We start from the raw sequence: 19602 nt of genomic DNA on the forward strand, positions 1-19602 counted from the left end.
TTTCATTTTTGGGTTTAATTTTCAATATCAAAAATTAAAGTATATGGTCGCAGAGAGCGGCCCGCACCAAGGCTTGGCCTGCTCTTTGATAGTTACCAAATTTATAATGCAGCCGGCTGCCAATGTACGATTTCGGTACCGGCAAGACTGGCCTGAATATCAATAATGCGCTGGTTGCTGCTTCCCCGGTAGGGAAGAGTGGTATCCTTGAGCTCTTCTACAAAACGTCCGTCGATCACGACCTGGCACAAGGCCAGCAGGTTCCATTCGGGTGAACCCGGAGCCGCTGTAAGCTCCTCATACGTATAGCCGGTGTAAATCCAGATGGAATAGTCCGGCAGGACGCTGCGCAGCTCCTGGATGAAGCCCGCAGCCTCCTCTGCCGAGAAAAAGGGGTCGCCGCCCGCCAGCGTCAGTCCGTCCAGCAGCGGATTCGCCGCCATCTCGGCGATAATCTCCCGCTGGCGCTCCAAGGTGAACGGTTCGCCGTAATTGAAATTCCAGGTCTTCGGGTTGAAGCAGCCCGGGCAACGGTGACGGCAGCCGCTGAGGAAGAGGACGGCCCGCATGCCCTCTCCTTCGTTGATTGATTCCGGGTAGTAGCCGCATATATTCATAGATGTTTAACGCGGTCCCTTACTTCAGCTTGCTTGGCGGCATTGAAGCGGGTCTGGTAGTCGCCGGTCAGATAGCCGGTTACCCGGCGCAAGCGGCGGATATGCACATCCTTCTCATGCGCGCCGCAGGAAGGGCAGTTTGTGCCGATCACGCCTTCGTAGCCGCAGTCTGAGCAGCGGTCTATCGGATGGTTAATGCTGAAGTAGCTGACCTGCTGCTCCAGCGCATAACGGATGATCTTCACAAAAGCCGCCGGGTTGCTGCGGGCATTGCCGTTCAGCTCCACATAAGAGATCGCGCCGGCATTGCAGTATTCGTGGAACGGCGCTTCCAGGCTGATTTTCTGTGCAGCGCTCAGCTCATGGTAGACCGGGATATGGAAAGAGTTCGTATAATATTCACGGTCGGTGACGCCCGGAATCGAGCCGATCACCTTGCGGTCCACCTTGGTGAACTTGCCGGACAGGCCTTCAGCCGGTGTGGCGAACAGCGTGATGTTGAGGTTCAGCTCCTCGCTCTTGCGGTCGCAGTACTCCCTCATATGGCGGACAATGGCCAGCGCTTTAGCGTGAATCTCCATGTCCTCGCCGTGATGTTTGCCGTACATGGCCTTCATGCATTCCGCCATGCCAATGAAGCCAATCGACAGGCTGCCGTGCTTCAGCAGCTCGCCTACACTGTCTTCGGGAGCGAGCGCTTCGCCGCCTTCCCAGACGCCTTCGCGCATCATGAAATCGGAAGCTTTGGCCTTCTGGGAAGCTTGGATGCGGAAGCGGTGGAGCAGCCCTTCCAGAGCGATGTCCATATAATGGTTCAGATCGTCATAGAAGCCTGCCTCGTCGGCGGCAAGGCGGCGTCCTGTGGCGATGCCGTATGCCAGTCCCAGCCGCACCAGGTTGAGTGTATTGAAGGACAGGTTGCCTTTGCCGGAGCAGTGGTTGCGTCCGAAGCGGTCGCCCAGCACCCGGGTGCGGCAGCCCATAGTGGCAAATTCGGTATCCGGATCCGCCGGATCGTAATATTGCAGATTAAGCGGTGCATCCAGATTGGCGAAGTTCGGATACAGTCTCCGGGCGGAGCATTCCGCCGCCTTGAGGAACAGCCCGTAGTTCGGATCACCCTGCTGCTGGTTCACGCCCTGCTTGCATTTGAAGATCTGGATCGGGAACACCGGCGTTTCGCCGCTGCCGAGGCCGTTCATCGTGGCGGTCAGCAGCGAGCTGATGACCAGCTGCCCCTCTGGTGAGGTACAGGTGCCGTAGTTGATGCTGGTAAAAGGAATCTGTCCGCCCGACCGGCTGGACATTGTATTAAGGTTATGTATCATGCTCTCTGCGGCCTGGAGCGTTTCACTTTCCGTCTCCTTCAGCGCAAAGCGGAAGGCCCGCGGATATTGCTCCGCCAGATCGCTGCGGCTCATAGTGACTTCCCCGGTGAGCTCTCCTGCAGCGCCTTCTTCGAAATACTCCAGTCCCTTGCGGAACAGCTTGGCGAAGGACTTGGTCACATATGGAGCCAGATCATAATCCAGCTTGTTGGCGGAGACGCCACCGTATTGGGCATTCTGCTGTGACTGGAAAATAATCGCCACAAGCGACATCGCAGTCATAATCGAGTTGGGAGGGCGCACACTGCCGTTGCCGGTGTTGAAGCCTTCCCGGAGAAGACGCTCGAACGGGATAAAGATGCAGTTGGTGGTTCCGATCGCGTATTGATCCAGATCGTGGACATATACCACATTATCGAGGGTAGCCTGCACCAATTGAGGCGGCATCGTGAAGTTGCGGGCGTACCACTTGGAATACTCACTGCCGAACTTGCTCATTTTGCCGGAAAAGCTCTCACCGTTCAAATTGGCATTCTCGCGCAGCAGATCCAAATCCCGGCTGTCGATAATATCGCGCCCCAAATGGATCACTTCCTCCAAAAGAACCTCCTGTGCAGCTTGTCCACCGTTGTACCGTTTCTCCAGCAGCGTCATTGTCTAGCTCTCCTCTCCATATATGAAACATATTCTGATTGTAAAAAAAGGCATCTCCCGCCGAGGAAGGCGGAAAATGCCCGGATGCGTAGCGCAAATAACCTGAGCGGATATTTGCGGATGGTCTCCATGGAAATATGCTTTCCCGCAGAAGCCGATACCTGAGCGCGATAAGGCTTATCGCGCTCAGGTACCGGCAGCCTTGGCTCCCTGGCATAAGGGAAGGCTAAATCTGCTTGTGCAGGCCGCATGCGGACACCTATCCTGTTCCTCGCAGGCGTAAATGATGGTGCCCGGAAACAGGCAGGTCTCCTGGCTTCCGGTGAATCCGGGGCGCCTTCCCAAGGGTAGATGCCCCTCAGTGGCGTGAGCCTCAGGATCTGCTCCGCAGGGCTTCTGGGAGCCTGTGGAGCATCCGGTTACAGTGGCGGGACCACAGCGGATTTGCACCGCGCTTCCCTATTAAGCTTCAACTCTCCTGGGAGAGCAAAGCACCTGTTTCCACTATATTTTGTTGTCGCTAGATAAAAATAACCCAATATCTTGTGTTTGTAAACATTTTTTTGCGAACCCGCGCCCGGTGCGGACTCCGCCCGTTTACTCACAGATGATCCACAGTCCATCCACAGATTACCCGCCATTCGTCCACAATTTGCCCACAGGTAATCCACAGCAAAGGGACAAATTTTGCCGGAACTGATTCATAAATTGTCCAAAATACGCCACAAAGGTTCCGGAATTTTCCAATCCTTCTTTTACGGCCTTTTTCCGTGTCCGTTTGTGTGTCCCGAATATAGTAGGACTTTAGGTGATTTGTGGGGGGAGGCCGGAGTTGCTACAATAGAGAGGACTAGAGACATATCTAACGCGGTGTATAAATAAGGCTTATATAGGAGGGAATTCAGGATGGCGATTGGCGAAGTAACCGTAATTCCGATTGGTACAGGCAGCACCAGCCTCAGCAGCTATGTGGCTGACATGCAGCGCGTGCTGGAGACGGTGGAAGGCATTACCTACGAGCTGACATCCATGGGCACGATTATCGAAGGTCCGCTGGCGCGGATTCTGGCGGCTGTCGAAGCGCTGCACGAGTCCCCTTTTACTGCCGGAGCACAGCGGGTGTCCACCTCGCTCAAGATTGATGACCGGCGGGATAAGCCGTCCACAAGCCGCAGCAAGCTGGAATCGGTGGAACGCAAACTGCAGGCGGATTAATTCAGGTTAACAATAACAGCGAATAGGAGCGGATGCTTAATGGCGGCTATCAAACAGCAGATCGGGATACAGATGTACACCCTGCGAGACAGGGCGGAGAAGGATTTTCTGGGGACGCTGCGCAAGGTGGCGGAGATCGGTTACAAGTCGGTGGAATTTGCCGGGTATTTTGGCGTATCGGCTGCAGAACTGCGCAAAACGCTGGATGAGCTTGGACTGTCGGCCCCCTCAGCGCATATCGGGCTGGATTTCAGCAGTCTGGAGAATATGCAGTCGGCATTATCCAGAGAGATCGAATATGCCCGGGAGGTTGGGCTGGAGTATCTCATCACACCTTCTGCGCCTCTTCCGGAGCAACCTGCGCTGGACGATGTGCTGGCTCTGATTCCATTCTTTGAAAAGGCTTCCGGGATGGTGCGGGCAGCAGGGCTGAAGTACGGCTACCACAACCATGACTTTGAGTTCAAGCAGGTCAACGGGCAGGCCGTCATCGACATCTGGCTGGAGCGGATTCCTGCTGAGCATATGGTGGCAGAGTTTGATTTGGGCTGGGTGCATGTGGGGGGTGCAGTACCGGCGGAGTATATCTCCCGGTATGCCGGACGTGTGCCGCTGGTTCATATCAAGGATTTCGGTGCGGGCCATGAGGAAGCCGATCTCGGGAAGGGCCAGGTCGATTTCGAGAGCGTCTTTAAGGCTGCGGATGAAGCCGGAATTCAGCACTACATCGTGGAGCAGGAGGTTTTCGCTTCTTCGTCACTGGAGAGCGCCCGGCTGGCGCTGGATTACTTCCGCAAGCGGGGAATGGTGTAACCGTTTCCTGATTCGTTCTGTAAGTGCTTGCCGCCGCAGCTGCCTGGGCGGATTGGCTCACCCTTTCCAGCCTGCGGCCTGAAGCCGCCCTTCGTGGGTTCTACCACAGACTTTTGAGAGAGACAGGACTGTGAGGGAAAGGGTTGCGTTTTTCTCCAGACGATGTATAATGTATTTTGTTTGACAGAAAAATGCTGTAAGCTGGTGTAGCTCAGGGGTAGAGCAACGCACTCGTAATGCGTAGGCCGGGGGTTCAATTCCCTTCACCAGCATCCTTAATAGTTCAATCATGGCGCGGTTTCCCGGGGTTTCGGGGGCTGCGCTTTTCTGTGTTTACATAAATCTCCGTACAAAACTCTATCTGGTTCATTGACAAGTAAACTTTGCATATTATAATAAAGGTGCCAAGTTTACTTGTCGGTTAAAAAGGAGGATTTCTAATGGATAAGGAAATCATATTAGAAAAAATCAGACAGGAAAAAAAGGATGAGGGAAAGGAGTTTATTTTTAATAGAGGCAGAAAATTTGGAGTCATAGGCACGCTGAGTATATTTTGCATTTTAGCTGTTTTCAATTTATACAATAATCATCAGGGGACAAATGCTGCATTATTAGCGGTGGTTATGGGGTATCTTGGCTGTGAAAGTTTCGGAATCTATAGTATAACTAAAAAGAAAATGGATTTAATTAAGATCATTTTTGGATCTGGTTTAAGCCTCTTTTTTTTCATAAAATACTTCTTAATTGTAGGATAGGGGCCAAGATGAATGAAAAGTTGATGTTGAAAAATAGATTGCGAGAGGCAAGAGCAGAACAAAAATTATCCCAAACCCAATTGGCAGAAATGGTGGGCGTTTCAAGAAATACAATAAGTTCTATTGAAACAGGGCAGTTTAATCCTACCGCAAAATTGGCTCTAGTCTTATGCATTGCTTTGGACAAAAAATTTGAAGAGTTATTTTATTTTGATATGTGAATATGAGAAGCCCTGGGCCGTTCTGGTCTGCATGGCAGGCAACTTTGAGGCTTTTTTACCAGTCGACGCTGCTGAGCAGTGCCAGCTGGAAAAAGGGAACTTATTTCTCCCCAAAATCAACAATTGTGAGATTGAAGTGGAAAAAGGAAACTTAATTGGGCCATATTACTTCATCAGGAGCGAAATGAGCTGAATTAGTGTACCTTTTTCCACTTCACCTGCGGAGAACAGAGGGTGCTTAAACCGACCTTTCATAATATTACCATTAATTTTAAACGGATATGGAGGGGAGAAGTATCAACAAATCTGGCTGATCTTATGTACATAACTGGTGAATCCGGGTTGGATGCCGCAGGAACAGCGTATAACGCTTTATCTATAAAAAGTCTGGATAAATCTGATATAATAAATAGAAAGTAAATTCAAGAAAAAGGAGAAAAAAGAAATGTGAGGAATAAACACAAAATTATATTCACGTTCACCTGTTTCGCTGCTTTCATCCTATTGTTTTTGCAACCGGCACTCGTCCATGCAGCGGATGCAGGAACAATTGTGGACAGCGGCACAAAAGAACGGCTAATGGAGCAGTACGGGCTTGAGCCGCCCAAGCCTTCTTTTTCCATCAGCTGGACCGGAATGGATGCCCGGATGAGTACACCAATTCAAGTCTTTTTAGCCATCTGCGGACTGGCGGCCAGCCCTTATTTAGCTGTAATCTGGAAGTTTATTCTATTCCGCTTCTCGTAAAAGTTGCACAGAATCCCATAGCGTCATACAATACAGTAGTAGAAAGCACACACATTGCGCAGGCAGGGGCTTTGTCCCTTCCAGCATCCCGATAACTATAGGCGGCGCGGCTTTCCGGATGTTCGGCGGCTGCGTTTTTTGCTGTTCAGAGAGGAGAAAAGGCAGAGATGAAATGTCTGACAATCCGGCAGCCCTGGGCCGCATTAATTGTGCTTGGGGAAAAACAGTTCGAAACCCGTTCCTGGCAAACAGCTTATCGCGGTGAACTGGCTATTCATGCCGGAATGGGGATCGACAAAACTGCCTGCAGGCAGGAGCCTTTCAAGTCGGCCTTGGCGCGGCATGGCTTCACTGTGGACAATCTCCCCTCTGGGAGCCATCGTCGCCACAAGCCGTCTGGCCGATTGCTATAAGGTGACGCAGGCGGATGCCGCCCATGGCTGGCCTGGCGGCAATGAGTTGGCTTTCGGCGATTATGCGCCAGGACGCTATGCCTGGAAGCTGGAAGATATAACGGCACTTGCCCGGCCCATACCGGCCAAAGGCAGGCTGAGCTTCTGGGAGTACCCTGTGCTGGAGGGAGAGCAGTGACCGGCCGGGACTGTACAGCCTTTTGGCGAAACAAGAAAAATTATTTAGCGGCCCAAGCCATAATTGGGTATGAACCGGCTGACTCGCGGGTAATCTTCTTATAGGATGTTTGGTGCTGCCACTGTCCCGCGCGATCATCAGGATGTATAAGAAAGGGCGTATGCATAGGAAATGGGAAGTCTCCTTATTGCGTGGCTTTGTATGCTGTGTTTGTATTTTTCGTTTGAGGATAAGGTGAGCCGGAAAATTATTCTTCCTGTGGCACTGGTCGTTTTTTTCGGCACACTGGGCTATTGGAAGCTCTTAATGTAATTTTTATGCAGCTATCAGCTTATTTTCAGGTTGAGTATATATATTGAATGTACCAAACACTCCCCGGTGTTTATAGATAGCTTGCAGGGCCTTGCCTACTCCCATGGTGAGGCCCGTTTTATTTTGTCAGGCTGACCCTTGCGCTATCATGAGCGGGATTTGATTCTATACTGCTCCCCAACGTAACCGCTTTTGATACCCCGGCAGATGAACTTGGCTTCGATTCAAAAAATAACCACTGGAATTTATAAACAAAGAAACTTTATGTGACATTTTTCACAATAAAATAAGAAGAATTATTTTATATTAAAATTGAAATATAAAAGATTGAAGTGTAACAAAATAAAGCACCTCAAAGAGGAGAATTATGATGAGTCATGAAGGAAGTCTCCGCCGTGGGTTGGCATTCGGGTTGTTTTTGAGTATTCCGTTGTGGGTGTCCATGATTGGCTGGATTCAGCTGTTATAAATCCCAATCCGCTATATCCGCAATGTCTGGTTATGGGAGCGTATATAGCATTACATAGAAATGGATGAAGAACTGCTGCCGGTGGATTCCGGGCAGTTTTTTTTGTAGTGCGTTCCTAATTCGAAAGGACGTTCTTGCTCCTTAAGGAGTAGAAATAGCTAAGAATGAATAGGATGGATAGAATTTGAAATTATAGTTCTAATATACTATATTTTAATATTGAAAATTGCAAATAAATACGGGATGGGGTGCTGTGAAAAAGGCGGTAACCCGTTCTGCGGTGAGACTCTCTTCTGGACAGGTAAGCTGAAAAGCCTTATGAATAGCGGGTTTGTCCAGGATCGTCTAAATGGTCACATGAAAAAATAATTAAGGAATAGATTGACAATAGGGCAGGGGAACCGCTAAACTGAAATTAGTTCAAAAGTAACAAATGTCATAGACTACATAGGTTTCACTGAAATCTATATTCCTCATGTATAAACGCAAACCGTCCGAAAGGACGGGACGCAAAGTCAGGAATCTAATGCCCAACCAGGGCTATGATCGTCCGGCCGCCGTGAAGCTAACCCTTCGTGGCGGTCTTTTTGTTGTTATAGTTTTTCCGCAAAATCATAGAATAAGTTACTAGGAGGTGCAAGGCGATTGAAAAAAAGATCACAGAAAGCAGCAGCTCTGATTCTGACAGGGGTGTTGGCATTGGGCAGCACGGTTACTTGGGGTTGGAATGTTAAGGCTGCGGGAAATATGCCGTATACCCCTACTCCTGTCCTGGGTGTTGCCGGCAACTTTAACGCATTTATCTTTGGAGATTTCACGCAATCTTACGATCAGATTCATGGAAGGCTCGCGGCAGAAGGAAATATTACTTTGCAGGGGTACGGTGTTTCCAAAGATGCGCCCGGTGGGGATGTACTGGTTGCCGGCAAAAATCTCAGCCTAACAGACGGAACTATATATGGAGCAGCTGTATATGGAGGCACTATAAGCAGCACACGGGCAGATCTTAAGGAGACTCCCCGCCAAGGGACACCGATTGATTTTGCGGCTGAGGAACAGTTTCTGATCCAGCGTTCGGATGAATTGGCCGCATTGACACAGACACAGCCTTTTGTAAAAGAATATGGAAAAATCACTATCAACGCTCCGGATGCCTATAATGTCATTCATCTGGCTGCTGCTGACCTGGCCGACGCCAACGGGCTGCAGTTCAACATAGCAGGTGATGCCACCGTCATTATTAATGTGGGCGGAAGCACTGTGAAAATTCCTAATTTTCAATTCTGGGGAGGCAAACCCCGCAAGGTCCTGTTCAATTTCTATGAAGCTGCTTCTGTGAATATCGGGAATACAACCATCGAGGGCACTATATTGGCTCCTCATGCCAGTGTCTTTTATGATCATGCAGAGCTTCATGGCACGCTGATCGCAAAAGCGTTCAGCGGTTATGTGCAGATGCACCACTATCCGTATGAAGGCTCCGAACCGCCTGTAACGCCGACGCCAACGCCGAGTGCAACGGCGACGCCAACGCCGAGTGCAACGGCGACGCCAACGCCTAGCGCAACGGCAACACCGACGGCGAGCGCAACGGCGACGCCGACGCCAACGCCGAGCGCAACGGCGACGCCAACGCCGAGTGCGACGGCGACCCCGACGCCGAGTGCGACGGCGACGCCAACGCCGAGTGAGACGGCGACGCCAACGCCGAGTGCAACGGCGACGCCGACGCCGAGTGAGACGGCGACGCCAACGCCAACGCCGAGCGCAACGGCGACGCCAACGCCGAGCGTAACGGCGACGCCAACGCCGAGTGCAACGGCGACGCCAACGCCAACGCCGAGCGCAACGGCGACGCCAACGCCGAGTGAGACGGCGACGCCGACGCCGACCGCCATCGTCACGCCAACGCCGACCGCTGTCGTAACACCGACGCCGACGCCGACCGCAGTCGTAACGCCGACGCCAACGTCTAGCGTGTCACCGAGTGCCACTGCATCAGCAACACCGACACCGGGTGCAACACCAACAAGTGAAGTTACACCGGCACCAACGCCAGACACTACAGTAATTTATGTTCCGGTAACGTTCCCGACGCCAACACCATCATCCGTTATCGGCACGATTGTGGATGATACCCTGATCAATGATGACCCATTACCCTTGGGGCCTGTGGTAACAATTGCTCCGGTACAACCAACGGCGTCAATAGAACCAACAGCCTCAATAGAACCAGCGCCAGTCCCTGCACCGGCCCCAACGGTAACACCGGAGCCGGAGGAAATAGTTATAACAGATGACGAAGTTCCTGTAGGCAGCGTGGATACACCCGATAAACTGCCGCAGACTGGAGAAGCAAGTCCAGCGCCTTATTACATCGCAGGTCTGGGAATAGCTGGTTTGGGACTACTGCTCAGCAGAACTGCAGGAAACAGCAGTAAACGCAAACGGTAATAGAAGCCGTAAATTGTAGCTATAGTGAGGGGATAGCGAATTAGAAAAAATGCTGCCCCATAAGTAGGTTTACTCGAAAGGGTGCACCTTTGTCCCACAGCAGCATAACAAGCCAACAGCAGGATTTCTTCAGTAATGGAGAAGTCCTGTTTTTTTGTGCTTGTTCCACTACATCTTATTGAAGTAAGGTGTCTGGCGTATGGGTTTCCACTCTGAACAGCTTCAGACGAGCCGAAACAAAGGTATATCTGCCGTTGTTTTCGCCAATCCGGGCTGGACGAGCCGAAACAAAGGCATATCTGCCGTTGTTTTCGCCAATCCGGGCTGGACGAGCCGAAACAAAGGCATAACTGCCGTTGTTTTCGCCTTCCAGGGCTGGACGGGTCGAAACAAAGGCATATCTGCCCTTGTTTTCGCCGCCGTAGCCCGTCCAGTCTCATGGCCCCGGCCTTCTCTGCATTTCCAACTGCTCCCCGAGCCATGTTATACTATGCTGAAAATCGGGGGGCGTGTAAGGCTTGCCCTGAAAGTGGGATTCCATTATGCCGGAAGAAAGGTGATATTGTTCATGTGGAGTGTTATTATACTTGCCGTTGTGATTATTATTGCCGGCGGCTTGACGTATGCGGGGTTCTTTTTTTACGGAATCGCAATCAAGCGGGCACCCAAGGAGTTCCTGGCCAAAACTCCTGATCTTAAGGTGGACCCGCCGGTTGCCGGGCCTTCGTGGGGAGAAGGTGCGGACTGGGTATCCCGCCACAGCTTCAGGAAAATTGAGATTACTTCTGACGATGGGCTTACCTTGCGCGGCTATTATCTGCCGTCAGCGCGTGCCGGAGGGCGGACTGCCATTATAGCCCACGGCTATTCCGGGAAAGGCAAGGATATGGGGGCATGCGCCAAAATCTATTACGAGACCATGGGGTATAATGTGCTGCTTCCCGATGCCCGCGGACATGGCGACAGTAAGGGGGATTACATCGGGTTTGGCTGGCCGGAACGCCTGGATTACTTGAGATGGATTGAGTATATCCTCGCAGAGAGCGGGCCGGAGGCCCAGATTGTACTGCATGGGGTATCCATGGGGGGAGCCACTGTGATGATGACTTCCGGGGAAGAACTTCCCCCACAGGTCAAAGCCATCGTAGCCGACTGCGGCTATACCTCTGTCAAAGCGCAGCTGTCGTACCAGCTGTGGCGGATGTACCATCTGCCGAGTTTTCCTTTTGTCCATATGGCGAGCCTCATTACCCGGATCAAGGCAGGGTATTTCTTCGGAGAGGCTTCGGCGCTGAAGCAGGTCCGTAAAGCCCGCGTGCCGATACTGTTCATACATGGTGATGCCGACAAGTTCGTACCGTTTTATATGCTGGATGAGCTTTATCAAGCGTGCAGCAGTCCCAAGGATAAGCTTGTGATTCACGGTGCTGGGCATGGCGTGGCTTATGATACGGATAAGGCGGCGTATGTAGGGAAGGTAACTGATTTTGTGACCCGGTACGTTCAAATATAAGAAAGTATAAGTTTCACACGATACTTTATCCTTATATTTCTCGCTGAAACGGATACCTGAAAGCGATACGGAGTATCGCTGCTTCGGAAGCATATGCTTTTTCAGAGGACGGCGTAGCCGTTTCCACTTGATTGATCCGGAAAAAAGTCTCCTGAAACGTAGACGCGCCCGATATCCGCAAACTGCGGTTATCGGGCGCTAATATGTTCCACACATGGAACTGCATTATGATCGCCAAATGCAGCGAAGCCATGTCTTCTCTGTATGTTTAATCCCCCGCGTCTGTGAGCAAGACGGGTGTATTAATTCCTTGTTATTTCCAGCAGCCGTGTGGCGAGAATAATCCTTCCAAAACGACAAAAGCCCTACCTCTCTTTTGTCCTTACGGCTCCGTGGCCGTGCCAGTGTGAATCGGAAAACTATATTCGAATTTAATCTCATAAAAAGGAAGAGTACTGCAAGAAAACGTAAGATTTTGTGTCCAAAATGCCGATAATAGATAAACGGGCAACGAATCGGCTTGACATCTTCTTGATGGGGATAATGTATACAGTAAACAAATATTCTTTTATTATAGCACGGGTTATACAGAAATGCAAACAGTTTAAGCTGGGTGGGCAGGCTGGAAACGGAGGACCTGATGAATTTATACGGGGGTTTTTTGAAAAGGCAAATTCGCAACTACATATTCGGCTCCGTTGTTGCCGTGTTTGCGGTGGGGAGCCTGATCCTGCTCTCTTCACTTGAAATAAGTGCGACAGAGTATTATCGGCTGCTGCTGATCCTGCTGATCTCGTTCGCCATAATGGCTGTTGTGGAGATCAGTGTTTTTATCAGGCAAATCCGGCCGATCCGGACCGCACTTACGGAGCATAGGCCCACACTTGCCATGCTGGAAGAAGCCTACCTGCATACTCACCGGCTGCCGAAGCTTGCGGTGCAGCGGATATTGGGTCCGCATTTTCTGGGGCTGTCTCTGCCTGCGTCGATCCTGACCTTATGGATGATTCGTACGGGATTAATCAGTCTCCCCTACATCTACCTTGTGCTTGCGGTGGCCGGGTCCATCCTGGTAGCGTGTATGCATGCGTTGATTGAATTTTTTCTGACCTCCTCGGCAATTATTCCACTAATTAAGAATTTCAGAAACCGGGCTTTGGAATTGCACATGGTTGATTTTTCTCTGGAAGGGCATGTGTTTGTGCCGATTCGCCCCAAATTCCTCATTACTTGTATGCTGATTGGAACCTTTCCGCTTGTGCTATTCATTATGGCGACCCAGATCCGGCTGGAAACACTGGGGGGAGGGGCGGCTGAGAGTATGCGGAGCTACTGGGAATGGGCCGGGCTTGTGCTGCTGATCGGCACCCTTTTTTCTTCCATAGCAGCCTGGCTGCTGACCCGGAGCGTGCAGCATCCAATCAACGAATTATACCGGGCGATGAACAATATCAAGAACGGACGGCTGCTGCAGGTGCAGGATGAATACTCGGATGAATTTTCGAAGCTTGTGGCCGGGTTTAATATGATGGTCCGCGGACTCCAGGCCCGGGAACAGCAGAGCAGGCAGCTGCTCGACAGCTATTTCACCACCCTTGCCGTAGCCCTGGATGCCCGTGATCCATATACCGCCGGACACTCGCTGCGGGTAGCGGAATATTCGGTCATTATTGGCCAGCTCGCCGGGCTTACAGGACAGCAGCTGGATAATTTGCGCAAATCGGCCCTGCTGCATGATATCGGCAAAATCGGTGTGCGGGACAGCGTGCTTTTCAAGGAGGAGGAGCTTACGGAGGAGGAGTTCGACCAGATCAAAAGCCATCCCGTTCTTGGAGAAAATATTCTGCGGCAGATTGAGCCTGAAGAAAAAATGGCGCCTTATCTGGGCGGAGTCCGATCCCATCACGAACGTTATGACGGCAAGGGATATCCCGATGGCCTGGCCGGAACAGCCATTCCCCTGCATGGACGGATTATCGCCGTGGCCGATGCCTATGATGCCATGACCTCGGACCGGCCTTACCGCAAAGGAATGGACCATGACCGGGCGCTTGCTATTCTGGAGCAGGGAAGAGGCACCCAGTGGGACCCTGAGTTTGCCGGATTGTTTCTGGCTTATTTCGGAAAAGCTGATAAATCCGGTAAAGCGGATTATCCAGGCCGGGCAGGATAGCAGGGGAATGGATGTCCGGGGTGTAACGCGGCGTTATCCTTATATTTCTTGTTAAAGCGGATGCCATCCAGTTTATCTTCGGTATCCGCTTCTGCTTGCGTGCCTATTTTGTGAACTGCCCCCTAAAACCGGCAAATCCCAAGTACATTCATTGAAGGATTGCAGACGGACCGTTATAATTAATAAGTCTGGATTTTAATTAAAAAATAAGGGAGATCATTATGAAACGCGCAGATGTGCTGCTGATTTCCATCGTGCTCATTGCCGCGCTCGCTTTTATCGTGCCGAGATGGCTCTCGAGCGATAAAGACAAGGCGGGACCGGACAATAATCTTGTTGCCAATATAACGGTGGATGGCAAGCTGTATAAGACAGTGAAGCTTACAAAAGAGGAACAAACCATTGATGTCCGCACGGAACGCGGCTATAACATTTTGAAGGTGCATGATTACGGGATTGAAATGTACGATGCAGACTGCCCTGACAAGGTATGCCTGGGTTTTGGCCATATTACCCGTCCCAAGCAGACCATCGTGTGCCTGCCGCACCGGGTGTTAGTAGAAATTGCAGGTGCGGGTTCAGGGGAGGATGATATAGATGCCTATGTCCAGTAGCGAATCGGCAACGGCTCTGAAGCGGACGGTGATTGTGGCGATTTTTGCTGCAGTAGCTGTAGTGCTCAGTCTGCTGGAAGCCCAGATCCCGCTGGTCGGGGTCGGGCTGATGCCTGGGGCTAAGCTTGGCTTCGCCAACATTATGATTTTGACTTGTATTTTCTTTTTACGGGGCAGGGACGCGTTTGTCCTTGTTATTCTAAAGACGTTGCTTACCTCATTCCTGCTCGGCACATTTTCCAGTCTGCTCTTCAGCCTGTTCGGCTCGCTTCTCAGCTTTGTGGTGATGTTCCTGCTGGTGAAATGGGGGGGCAAAAAATTCAGTGTGATCGGAATCAGCATCGCCGGCGGACTGGCCCATAACACCGGGCAATTGTTCGCGGCAGCCATAGTGTTTAAATCCACGAGTATTTTCTACTACCTGCCGGTGCTGCTTATTACCGGAATCGTAACGGGGATTGTCGTCGGCTATGCGGTCCGCTATCTGGTAGCGTCGCTGTCCAAAATATCGCTGTTTGAAGAATTTTTGGGCTGAGCCGAATCATCAGCGGAAGGATGACTAACATGAGTGAAGCATATCAAGAGGTGGAGGCCGCAGAAGAGGTGCCGGCTGTGATTAAGCTGGATGGGGTATCATTCGGATACGATCCGGAGCATCCCATTCTCCATAATATCTCTTTATCCATTCCCCAGGGAGAGTGGGTTAGCATAGTTGGGCCCAACGGCTGCGGCAAATCCACACTGGTCAAGCTGATGAATGCCCTGCTGCCGAAGAGCGGCGGCGAAATCACTATTTGCGGCCATCAGCTGGGTGAGGAAACGATCGGAGCCATCCGGCAATGCATCGGCATGGTATTCCAGAACCCCGATAATCAATTTATCGGAGCCACGGTAGAGGAAGATATATTATTTGGCCTGGAAGGGCTGTGTTTGCCTTACGCCGAGATGGAAGGACGCCTGAAAGCCTATACCGTGAAGCTGGGGATTGAGGCGCTGCTGTCCAAGCATCCGGGCGAGCTGTCAGGCGGACAGAAGCAGCGCGTAGCTATCGCATCCATTCTAGCCATGAAGCCAGGCATCGTCATCTTTGACGAGGCCTCTTCCATGTTGGATGAGGCGAGCCGCGATGAGCTGCTGCGCATTCTGCAGGGGATGCGGGAGGAAGGACATTATACCATCCTGATGATTACGCATGATGCAGACGAGATTCTGGCCTCAGACCGGGTGCTCGCCCTGCATGGCGGGGGTCTTGCCGCTGATACTAGCCCCCAAGAGCTTTTCCGGGATAGAGAGCTTCTGGAGAAATGTCATCTGCTGGAGCCGTATCCTTGGCGCCTTGCCCGTGAATTGCAAAGCCGGGGAATCAGGGTGGATGTTCCCGCCAGTGAAAAGGAGCTTATCGATACATTATGGCCATACAACTACAGCAAGTAAGCTATACCTACGCCGAGAATAGTATGTGGAAGCAGACGGCGCTGCATGATATCACCCTGGGCATTCCCAAAGGCTCGCTGACCGGGATCGCGGGTGCGACCGGCTCCGGCAAGTCCACACTGCTGCAGCTCTTCAATGGCATTCTGAAGCCGACACAGGGCACGGTACAGGTGCTGGATGTGACTATGCGCGCCGGTGAGAAGTCGCCGAAGCTGCTGCCGCTGCGCCGGCGGGTTGGCCTGGTCTTTCAATTTCCGGAGCAGCAGATGTTCGAAGATACGGTGGAAAAGGATCTGTGCTTTGGACCGCTTAATTTCGGCATGAGTCCGGAGGAGGCCAAGGAGCGGGCGCGCAAGGCCATGCTCGAAATGGGCCTGGACCTCAGCCTGCTCGCGCGCAATCCCTTCCGGTTAAGCGGAGGGCAGATGCGTAAGGCGGCTATCGCCTCGGTGCTTGCTATGGACCCGGAGATCGTTGTGCTGGACGAGCCGACGGCTACATTGGACCCGGTCAGCCGTGCTGAACTAATCTCACAATTAGAGCGTCTCTGCCGTGAACAGGGGCGGACGATTATTATCGTAACCCACCGGATGGACGAACTGCTGCCCTATGCCGACCGCTGGGTTCTGCTGAAAGACGGGAAGACTGTTTTTCAGGGCAGCGGCGGGGAGCTGGCGGCAGATCCGGACATCCTTGCGCGCTGCGGCCTTGGCGTTCCGCATTCCCTCCGGTACTGGCGCGGAATTGCCGACCGTTTCGGGCTTGCAGGAGAGAAGCCGCGGCTTACTCCTGAGAGCCTTGCCGAACGGATCGCTTCCTTGCCGGGGGCAGGTACTGCGGACAGACCGGAAGAAGAGGGGGATGCCCATGAATGAGCGGCTGCTGCTGGGACGCAGCATTGAGACCGGCTCATGGGTACATAAGCTGGATGCGCGTTCCAAGCTTACGGGGATGCTGCTGTATGTAGCTGTGATTCTGCTGGCGGATTCATGGCCGTCCATGGCGCTGCTGGCTGTGTTTTCGATTGCGGTCATGGCTTCAACGCGTATTCCGCTAAAGTATTTCATTAAGGCGGCCAAGCCTTTGCGTTATCTGATGCTGTTCATCTTCATCGTACAGCTTCTGTCAGTCAAAACGGGGGCTGTACTGTGGTCCGCCGGCTTCTTCTCGCTGCATGAGGGCGGGCTGCGCCTGGCAGCTTTTTCTGTGATCCGCATGCTGTTTCTGATCACGTTCACGGCGCTGCTTACCTTTACCACAACGCCGGGCAAGCTGAATCAAGGGCTGGAGGGTGTCCTGTCGCCATTCAAGAAACTCGGGCTGTCGCCGGACCGGATCACACTGATGATCAGCATCGCCCTGCGGTTCATTCCTACGATTCTGGATGAATCGCAGATTATTATGAAAGCCCAGGCCTCTCGCGGTGCGGATCTGCAGGAGCTGCCTCTGAAAGAAAAAGCGCGGATGCTGGTGTCGCTGCTGGTGCCGGTGATCTCCAGCGCCTTCCGGCGGGCTCAGGACCTGGTCTATTCCATGGAAGCCAGAGGTTTCCGCATGGATGCCCCGCGCAGCCGGTATCACCGCCTGAGGTGGGGCGCTGCCGATACTGTTTTTGTCGCTATGTTCGTCATTATGGGAGTTGCAGTTGCATTATTGTAATATTTTAGGGGGAATTGGCAATGGCAAGATTTTTTAACGGTAAAGAAATTGAACTGCTCGCACCTGCGGGAACGTTCGATATTTTCACAGCAGTCGTGGAGTCGGGCTGTGATGCAGTGTATTTTGGCGGTCCTGTACTTAATATGAGAATGATGCGCAAAGGCTATAATCTTTCGCATGAAGAAATTATTGAAGCCCTCGCTATGGCACATAAACTGGATAAAAAGGTATATATCACCGTAAACAATCTTTTCAGCGAAGATGATGTGGAGGAAGCCAGAGCTTACCTGCAGTTTCTGGACGAAGCCCGGCCGGATGCGCTGATCGTTCAGGATATGGCAGTGCTGGAGCTGATCCGTGAGATGGGGCTTACCGTTCCTATCCATGCTTCAGTCATGATGAATGTGCACAATCTGGAGATGATTTATGCTCTGCGGGAACTTGGAGTAAGCCGGGTGGTGACCTCGCGGGAAATGGATCTGCAGACGGCCAAGCTGCTGGGTCAGAAGAGCGGCATGGAGCTGGAGTACTTCGTTCATGGCGATATGTGCTCTGTGCACGGGGCGAACTGCTACTTCAGCTCCCAGGTTTTTGGGATGAGCAGCAACCGGGGCAAATGCATGAAGCCTTGCCGGTGGGATTACCGGATTAAACGTGACGGATATGTGTTCCCGGCGGAATATCCGCTGGCCGTTAAAGATATGTTCATGTATGAGCATCTTCCGGAGCTGATCGAATCGGGGATTACCTCGTTCAAAATCGAAGGCCGGATGCGCGATAAGGAATTCATGGTCTCGCTGGTTAACAGCTACAGTGATGCGATTGACCGTTATATCGAAGATCCTATCGGTTTTGACCGCACAGTGGACACCAAGGAGCTGTATAAAAACCGCAAACGTGATTTCTCCACTGCCTACGCTTTTGGCAAACCGGGTCTGGCGAATATTAACCGCCGTTACGAGGGTACAGGCAAGTTCTACAGCACAGGCAAGGTATTCAGTACACCAACAGCCGAACGTGAGCTGTCCGAGTCCCGTGTGCTGGAGCTGCGCGGACGTCTGGCCCAGGCGGGGAAAGCACCGGTAGCCGCACCGGAACTGGCTGTACGTGTAAACAACATGGCGCAAGCCCGGCTGGTCATCGAAATGGGCGCAGACAGCCTGTATCTGCCTGGAGATGTATTTGAACCAGACCGGCCGTTTACGAAGCAGGATATTAAGGAGCTTGGTGCGATTAAAGGGCAGACCAAGCTGTATCTCGGATTGCCGCGGATGATGAACGAGCTGCATTTTAACCAATACGACCACTTGCTGAACGGAGAACGGCTGCCCATTGACGGGCTGATGATTACCAATCTGGGAGCGGTCCGGCGTTACAGGGCTGCGGGATATCCTATGATCGGCGATGCCAATCTGAATGTCTATAATCACCTCTCGGCAGGGCTGTACGCCGGAATGGGACTGGAAAAGCTTACGGTTTCGCCCGAGATGACGATGGAGCATTTTGCCGCCTTCACTTCACGCTGTGATCTGCCGCTTGAAGTTGTTGTTCACGGGACACCGGCGCTGATGTACATGGAGCATGATCTTTACGAAAATACTGAGGTGATGGAGCCTATTGCGGAAGAGGATAATTTATATGTCAGCAATGATGTGCTGGTACTCAAAACCGATAAAGGCGAAAATCCGGTCTACCGCGACCAATACGGCCGCTGCCATCTGCTCTTCTCCAAAGAACTCTGCTACTTGCCAATGCTGAAAGAAATGAGCGGACTGGGCATAGCCAGCTTCCGGATCGAAGGGGCCACATACAGCACGGAAGAGCTGCGGGCAATCATTACTGCCTACCAGGCTGCCATAAGTAGTGCAGATCAGCAGAAGGATTTACTGGGCGGGCTTACGCCTGTTTATGCAGGTTTTACGCTGGGATCGCTGCAGTTCAATTGATATATTTAAATTTTAAAATACTAAAATAGAGCGTATAATAACAATAAGTGGCAGACTCATAAGTTACTTTTTTCACAAGGAATGTCT

18 protein-coding genes, 1 tRNA gene and 2 riboswitches are annotated in these 19602 nt (G+C 51.9%); of the genes, 17 read left to right on the forward strand and 2 right to left on the reverse strand.

Annotated features, from left to right (window positions below; genetic code table 11):
* Positions 1 to 101 precede the first annotated feature (101 nt).
* A complete protein-coding gene (gene nrdG / locus PGRAT_RS02620) occupies positions 102 to 617 on the reverse strand; it encodes an anaerobic ribonucleoside-triphosphate reductase activating protein (protein ID WP_025704097.1) in 516 nt (171 codons plus the stop codon).
* Positions 614 to 2599 carry an anaerobic ribonucleoside triphosphate reductase gene (locus PGRAT_RS02625; RefSeq protein ID WP_042265968.1) on the reverse strand — a complete coding sequence of 662 codons (1986 nt, stop codon included), beginning with the start codon at positions 2597 to 2599 and terminating at the stop codon, positions 614 to 616. Before PGRAT_RS02625 ends, nrdG begins: the two co-directional genes overlap by 4 nt.
* Before the next feature lie 285 nt (positions 2600 to 2884).
* Positions 2885 to 3113, reverse strand: a riboswitch (cobalamin riboswitch).
* 392 nt (positions 3114 to 3505) lie between these two features.
* On the opposite strand from PGRAT_RS02625, the gene PGRAT_RS02635 reads away from it, so the two are divergent.
* The 17 genes from PGRAT_RS02635 (at position 3506) to PGRAT_RS02720 (ending at position 19515) form a co-directional block, all read left to right on the forward strand.
* A complete protein-coding gene (locus tag PGRAT_RS02635) occupies positions 3506 to 3814 on the forward strand; it encodes an MTH1187 family thiamine-binding protein (RefSeq protein WP_020425678.1) in 309 nt (102 codons plus the stop codon).
* 39 nt (positions 3815 to 3853) lie between these two features.
* Complete coding sequence (locus PGRAT_RS02640) at positions 3854 to 4627, forward strand: sugar phosphate isomerase/epimerase family protein (RefSeq protein WP_042265974.1); 774 nt, start codon at positions 3854 to 3856, stop codon at positions 4625 to 4627.
* Positions 4628 to 4827: 200 nt separating this feature from the next.
* Positions 4828 to 4899 (forward strand) — tRNA-Thr (locus PGRAT_RS02645).
* Between the two features lie 168 nt (positions 4900 to 5067).
* A complete protein-coding gene (locus PGRAT_RS02650) occupies positions 5068 to 5382 on the forward strand; it encodes a DUF6442 family protein (RefSeq protein ID WP_025709143.1) in 315 nt (104 codons plus the stop codon).
* Positions 5383 to 5390: 8 nt separating this feature from the next.
* Complete coding sequence (locus PGRAT_RS02655) at positions 5391 to 5603, forward strand: helix-turn-helix transcriptional regulator (RefSeq protein ID WP_025709145.1); 213 nt, start codon at positions 5391 to 5393, stop codon at positions 5601 to 5603.
* A 447-nt stretch (positions 5604 to 6050) separates the two neighbouring features.
* Entirely contained in the window at positions 6051 to 6350 is a 300-nt protein-coding gene (locus PGRAT_RS02665; protein ID WP_025709149.1) for a hypothetical protein, read from the forward strand.
* Between the two features lie 167 nt (positions 6351 to 6517).
* Positions 6518 to 6763: an ASCH domain-containing protein gene (locus tag PGRAT_RS34745; RefSeq protein WP_337588182.1), complete on the forward strand. Its 246-nt coding sequence runs from the start codon at positions 6518 to 6520 to the stop codon at positions 6761 to 6763.
* A complete protein-coding gene (locus tag PGRAT_RS34750; protein WP_337588183.1) occupies positions 6693 to 6941 on the forward strand; it encodes a hypothetical protein in 249 nt (82 codons plus the stop codon). Before PGRAT_RS34745 ends, PGRAT_RS34750 begins: the two co-directional genes overlap by 71 nt.
* A gap of 1255 nt (positions 6942 to 8196) precedes the next feature.
* Positions 8197 to 8284, forward strand: a riboswitch (cyclic di-GMP riboswitch).
* A gap of 83 nt (positions 8285 to 8367) precedes the next feature.
* Positions 8368 to 10176, forward strand: coding sequence for a choice-of-anchor A family protein (locus tag PGRAT_RS32130; protein ID WP_081954719.1), 1809 nt, complete (start codon positions 8368 to 8370; stop codon positions 10174 to 10176).
* Between the two features lie 199 nt (positions 10177 to 10375).
* Positions 10376 to 11689, forward strand: a complete 1314-nt coding sequence (locus tag PGRAT_RS02685; protein WP_342342269.1) for an alpha/beta hydrolase — start codon at positions 10376 to 10378, stop codon at positions 11687 to 11689.
* 661 nt (positions 11690 to 12350) lie between these two features.
* The gene (locus PGRAT_RS02690; protein ID WP_244884049.1) at positions 12351 to 13862 is read left to right on the forward strand and encodes an HD-GYP domain-containing protein; all 1512 of its coding nucleotides are present in this window, start codon (positions 12351 to 12353) and stop codon (positions 13860 to 13862) included.
* Positions 13863 to 14083: 221 nt separating this feature from the next.
* Positions 14084 to 14476, forward strand: coding sequence for a NusG domain II-containing protein (locus tag PGRAT_RS02695; protein WP_025703377.1), 393 nt, complete (start codon positions 14084 to 14086; stop codon positions 14474 to 14476).
* Positions 14460 to 15011: a Gx transporter family protein gene (locus PGRAT_RS02700; protein WP_025703376.1), complete on the forward strand. Its 552-nt coding sequence runs from the start codon at positions 14460 to 14462 to the stop codon at positions 15009 to 15011. The genes PGRAT_RS02695 and PGRAT_RS02700 overlap by 17 nt, the downstream gene beginning before the upstream one ends.
* Before the next feature lie 29 nt (positions 15012 to 15040).
* Positions 15041 to 15910 (forward strand): ATP-binding cassette domain-containing protein, encoded by an 870-nt coding sequence (locus PGRAT_RS02705; RefSeq protein WP_025703375.1) that lies wholly within the window; start codon positions 15041 to 15043, stop codon positions 15908 to 15910.
* Positions 15886 to 16785: an energy-coupling factor transporter ATPase gene (locus PGRAT_RS02710; protein ID WP_042265982.1), complete on the forward strand. Its 900-nt coding sequence runs from the start codon at positions 15886 to 15888 to the stop codon at positions 16783 to 16785. The genes PGRAT_RS02705 and PGRAT_RS02710 overlap by 25 nt, the downstream gene beginning before the upstream one ends.
* Entirely contained in the window at positions 16778 to 17569 is a 792-nt protein-coding gene (locus PGRAT_RS02715) for an energy-coupling factor transporter transmembrane component T family protein (RefSeq protein WP_036706467.1), read from the forward strand. The genes PGRAT_RS02710 and PGRAT_RS02715 overlap by 8 nt, the downstream gene beginning before the upstream one ends.
* Before the next feature lie 20 nt (positions 17570 to 17589).
* Positions 17590 to 19515 carry a peptidase U32 family protein gene (locus PGRAT_RS02720; RefSeq protein ID WP_025708155.1) on the forward strand — a complete coding sequence of 642 codons (1926 nt, stop codon included), beginning with the start codon at positions 17590 to 17592 and terminating at the stop codon, positions 19513 to 19515.
* Positions 19516 to 19602 lie beyond the last annotated feature (87 nt).

It is taken from the genome of Paenibacillus graminis (assembly GCF_000758705.1).
Taxonomy (GTDB): Bacteria; Bacillota; Bacilli; order Paenibacillales; family Paenibacillaceae; genus Paenibacillus_AQ; species Paenibacillus_AQ graminis.

Excerpts from the sequence above, each read along its gene's own strand:
- nrdG (WP_025704097.1), bottom strand. The coding sequence starts at position 617 with ATGAATATATGCGGCTACTACCCGGAATCAATCAACGAAGGAGAGGGC.
- PGRAT_RS02625 (WP_042265968.1), bottom strand. The coding sequence starts at position 2,599 with ATGACGCTGCTGGAGAAACGGTACAACGGTGGACAAGCTGCACAGGAG.
- PGRAT_RS02635 (WP_020425678.1), top strand. The coding sequence starts at position 3,506 with ATGGCGATTGGCGAAGTAACCGTAATTCCGATTGGTACAGGCAGCACC.
- PGRAT_RS02640 (WP_042265974.1), top strand. The coding sequence starts at position 3,854 with ATGGCGGCTATCAAACAGCAGATCGGGATACAGATGTACACCCTGCGA.
- PGRAT_RS02650 (WP_025709143.1), top strand. The coding sequence starts at position 5,068 with ATGGATAAGGAAATCATATTAGAAAAAATCAGACAGGAAAAAAAGGAT.
- PGRAT_RS02655 (WP_025709145.1), top strand. The coding sequence starts at position 5,391 with ATGAATGAAAAGTTGATGTTGAAAAATAGATTGCGAGAGGCAAGAGCA.
- PGRAT_RS34745 (WP_337588182.1), top strand. The coding sequence starts at position 6,518 with ATGAAATGTCTGACAATCCGGCAGCCCTGGGCCGCATTAATTGTGCTT.
- PGRAT_RS34750 (WP_337588183.1), top strand. The coding sequence starts at position 6,693 with ATGGCTTCACTGTGGACAATCTCCCCTCTGGGAGCCATCGTCGCCACA.
- PGRAT_RS02685 (WP_342342269.1), top strand. The coding sequence starts at position 10,376 with ATGGGTTTCCACTCTGAACAGCTTCAGACGAGCCGAAACAAAGGTATA.
- PGRAT_RS02695 (WP_025703377.1), top strand. The coding sequence starts at position 14,084 with ATGAAACGCGCAGATGTGCTGCTGATTTCCATCGTGCTCATTGCCGCG.
- PGRAT_RS02700 (WP_025703376.1), top strand. The coding sequence starts at position 14,460 with ATGCCTATGTCCAGTAGCGAATCGGCAACGGCTCTGAAGCGGACGGTG.
- PGRAT_RS02705 (WP_025703375.1), top strand. The coding sequence starts at position 15,041 with ATGAGTGAAGCATATCAAGAGGTGGAGGCCGCAGAAGAGGTGCCGGCT.
- PGRAT_RS02710 (WP_042265982.1), top strand. The coding sequence starts at position 15,886 with ATGGCCATACAACTACAGCAAGTAAGCTATACCTACGCCGAGAATAGT.
- PGRAT_RS02715 (WP_036706467.1), top strand. The coding sequence starts at position 16,778 with ATGAATGAGCGGCTGCTGCTGGGACGCAGCATTGAGACCGGCTCATGG.
- PGRAT_RS02720 (WP_025708155.1), top strand. The coding sequence starts at position 17,590 with ATGGCAAGATTTTTTAACGGTAAAGAAATTGAACTGCTCGCACCTGCG.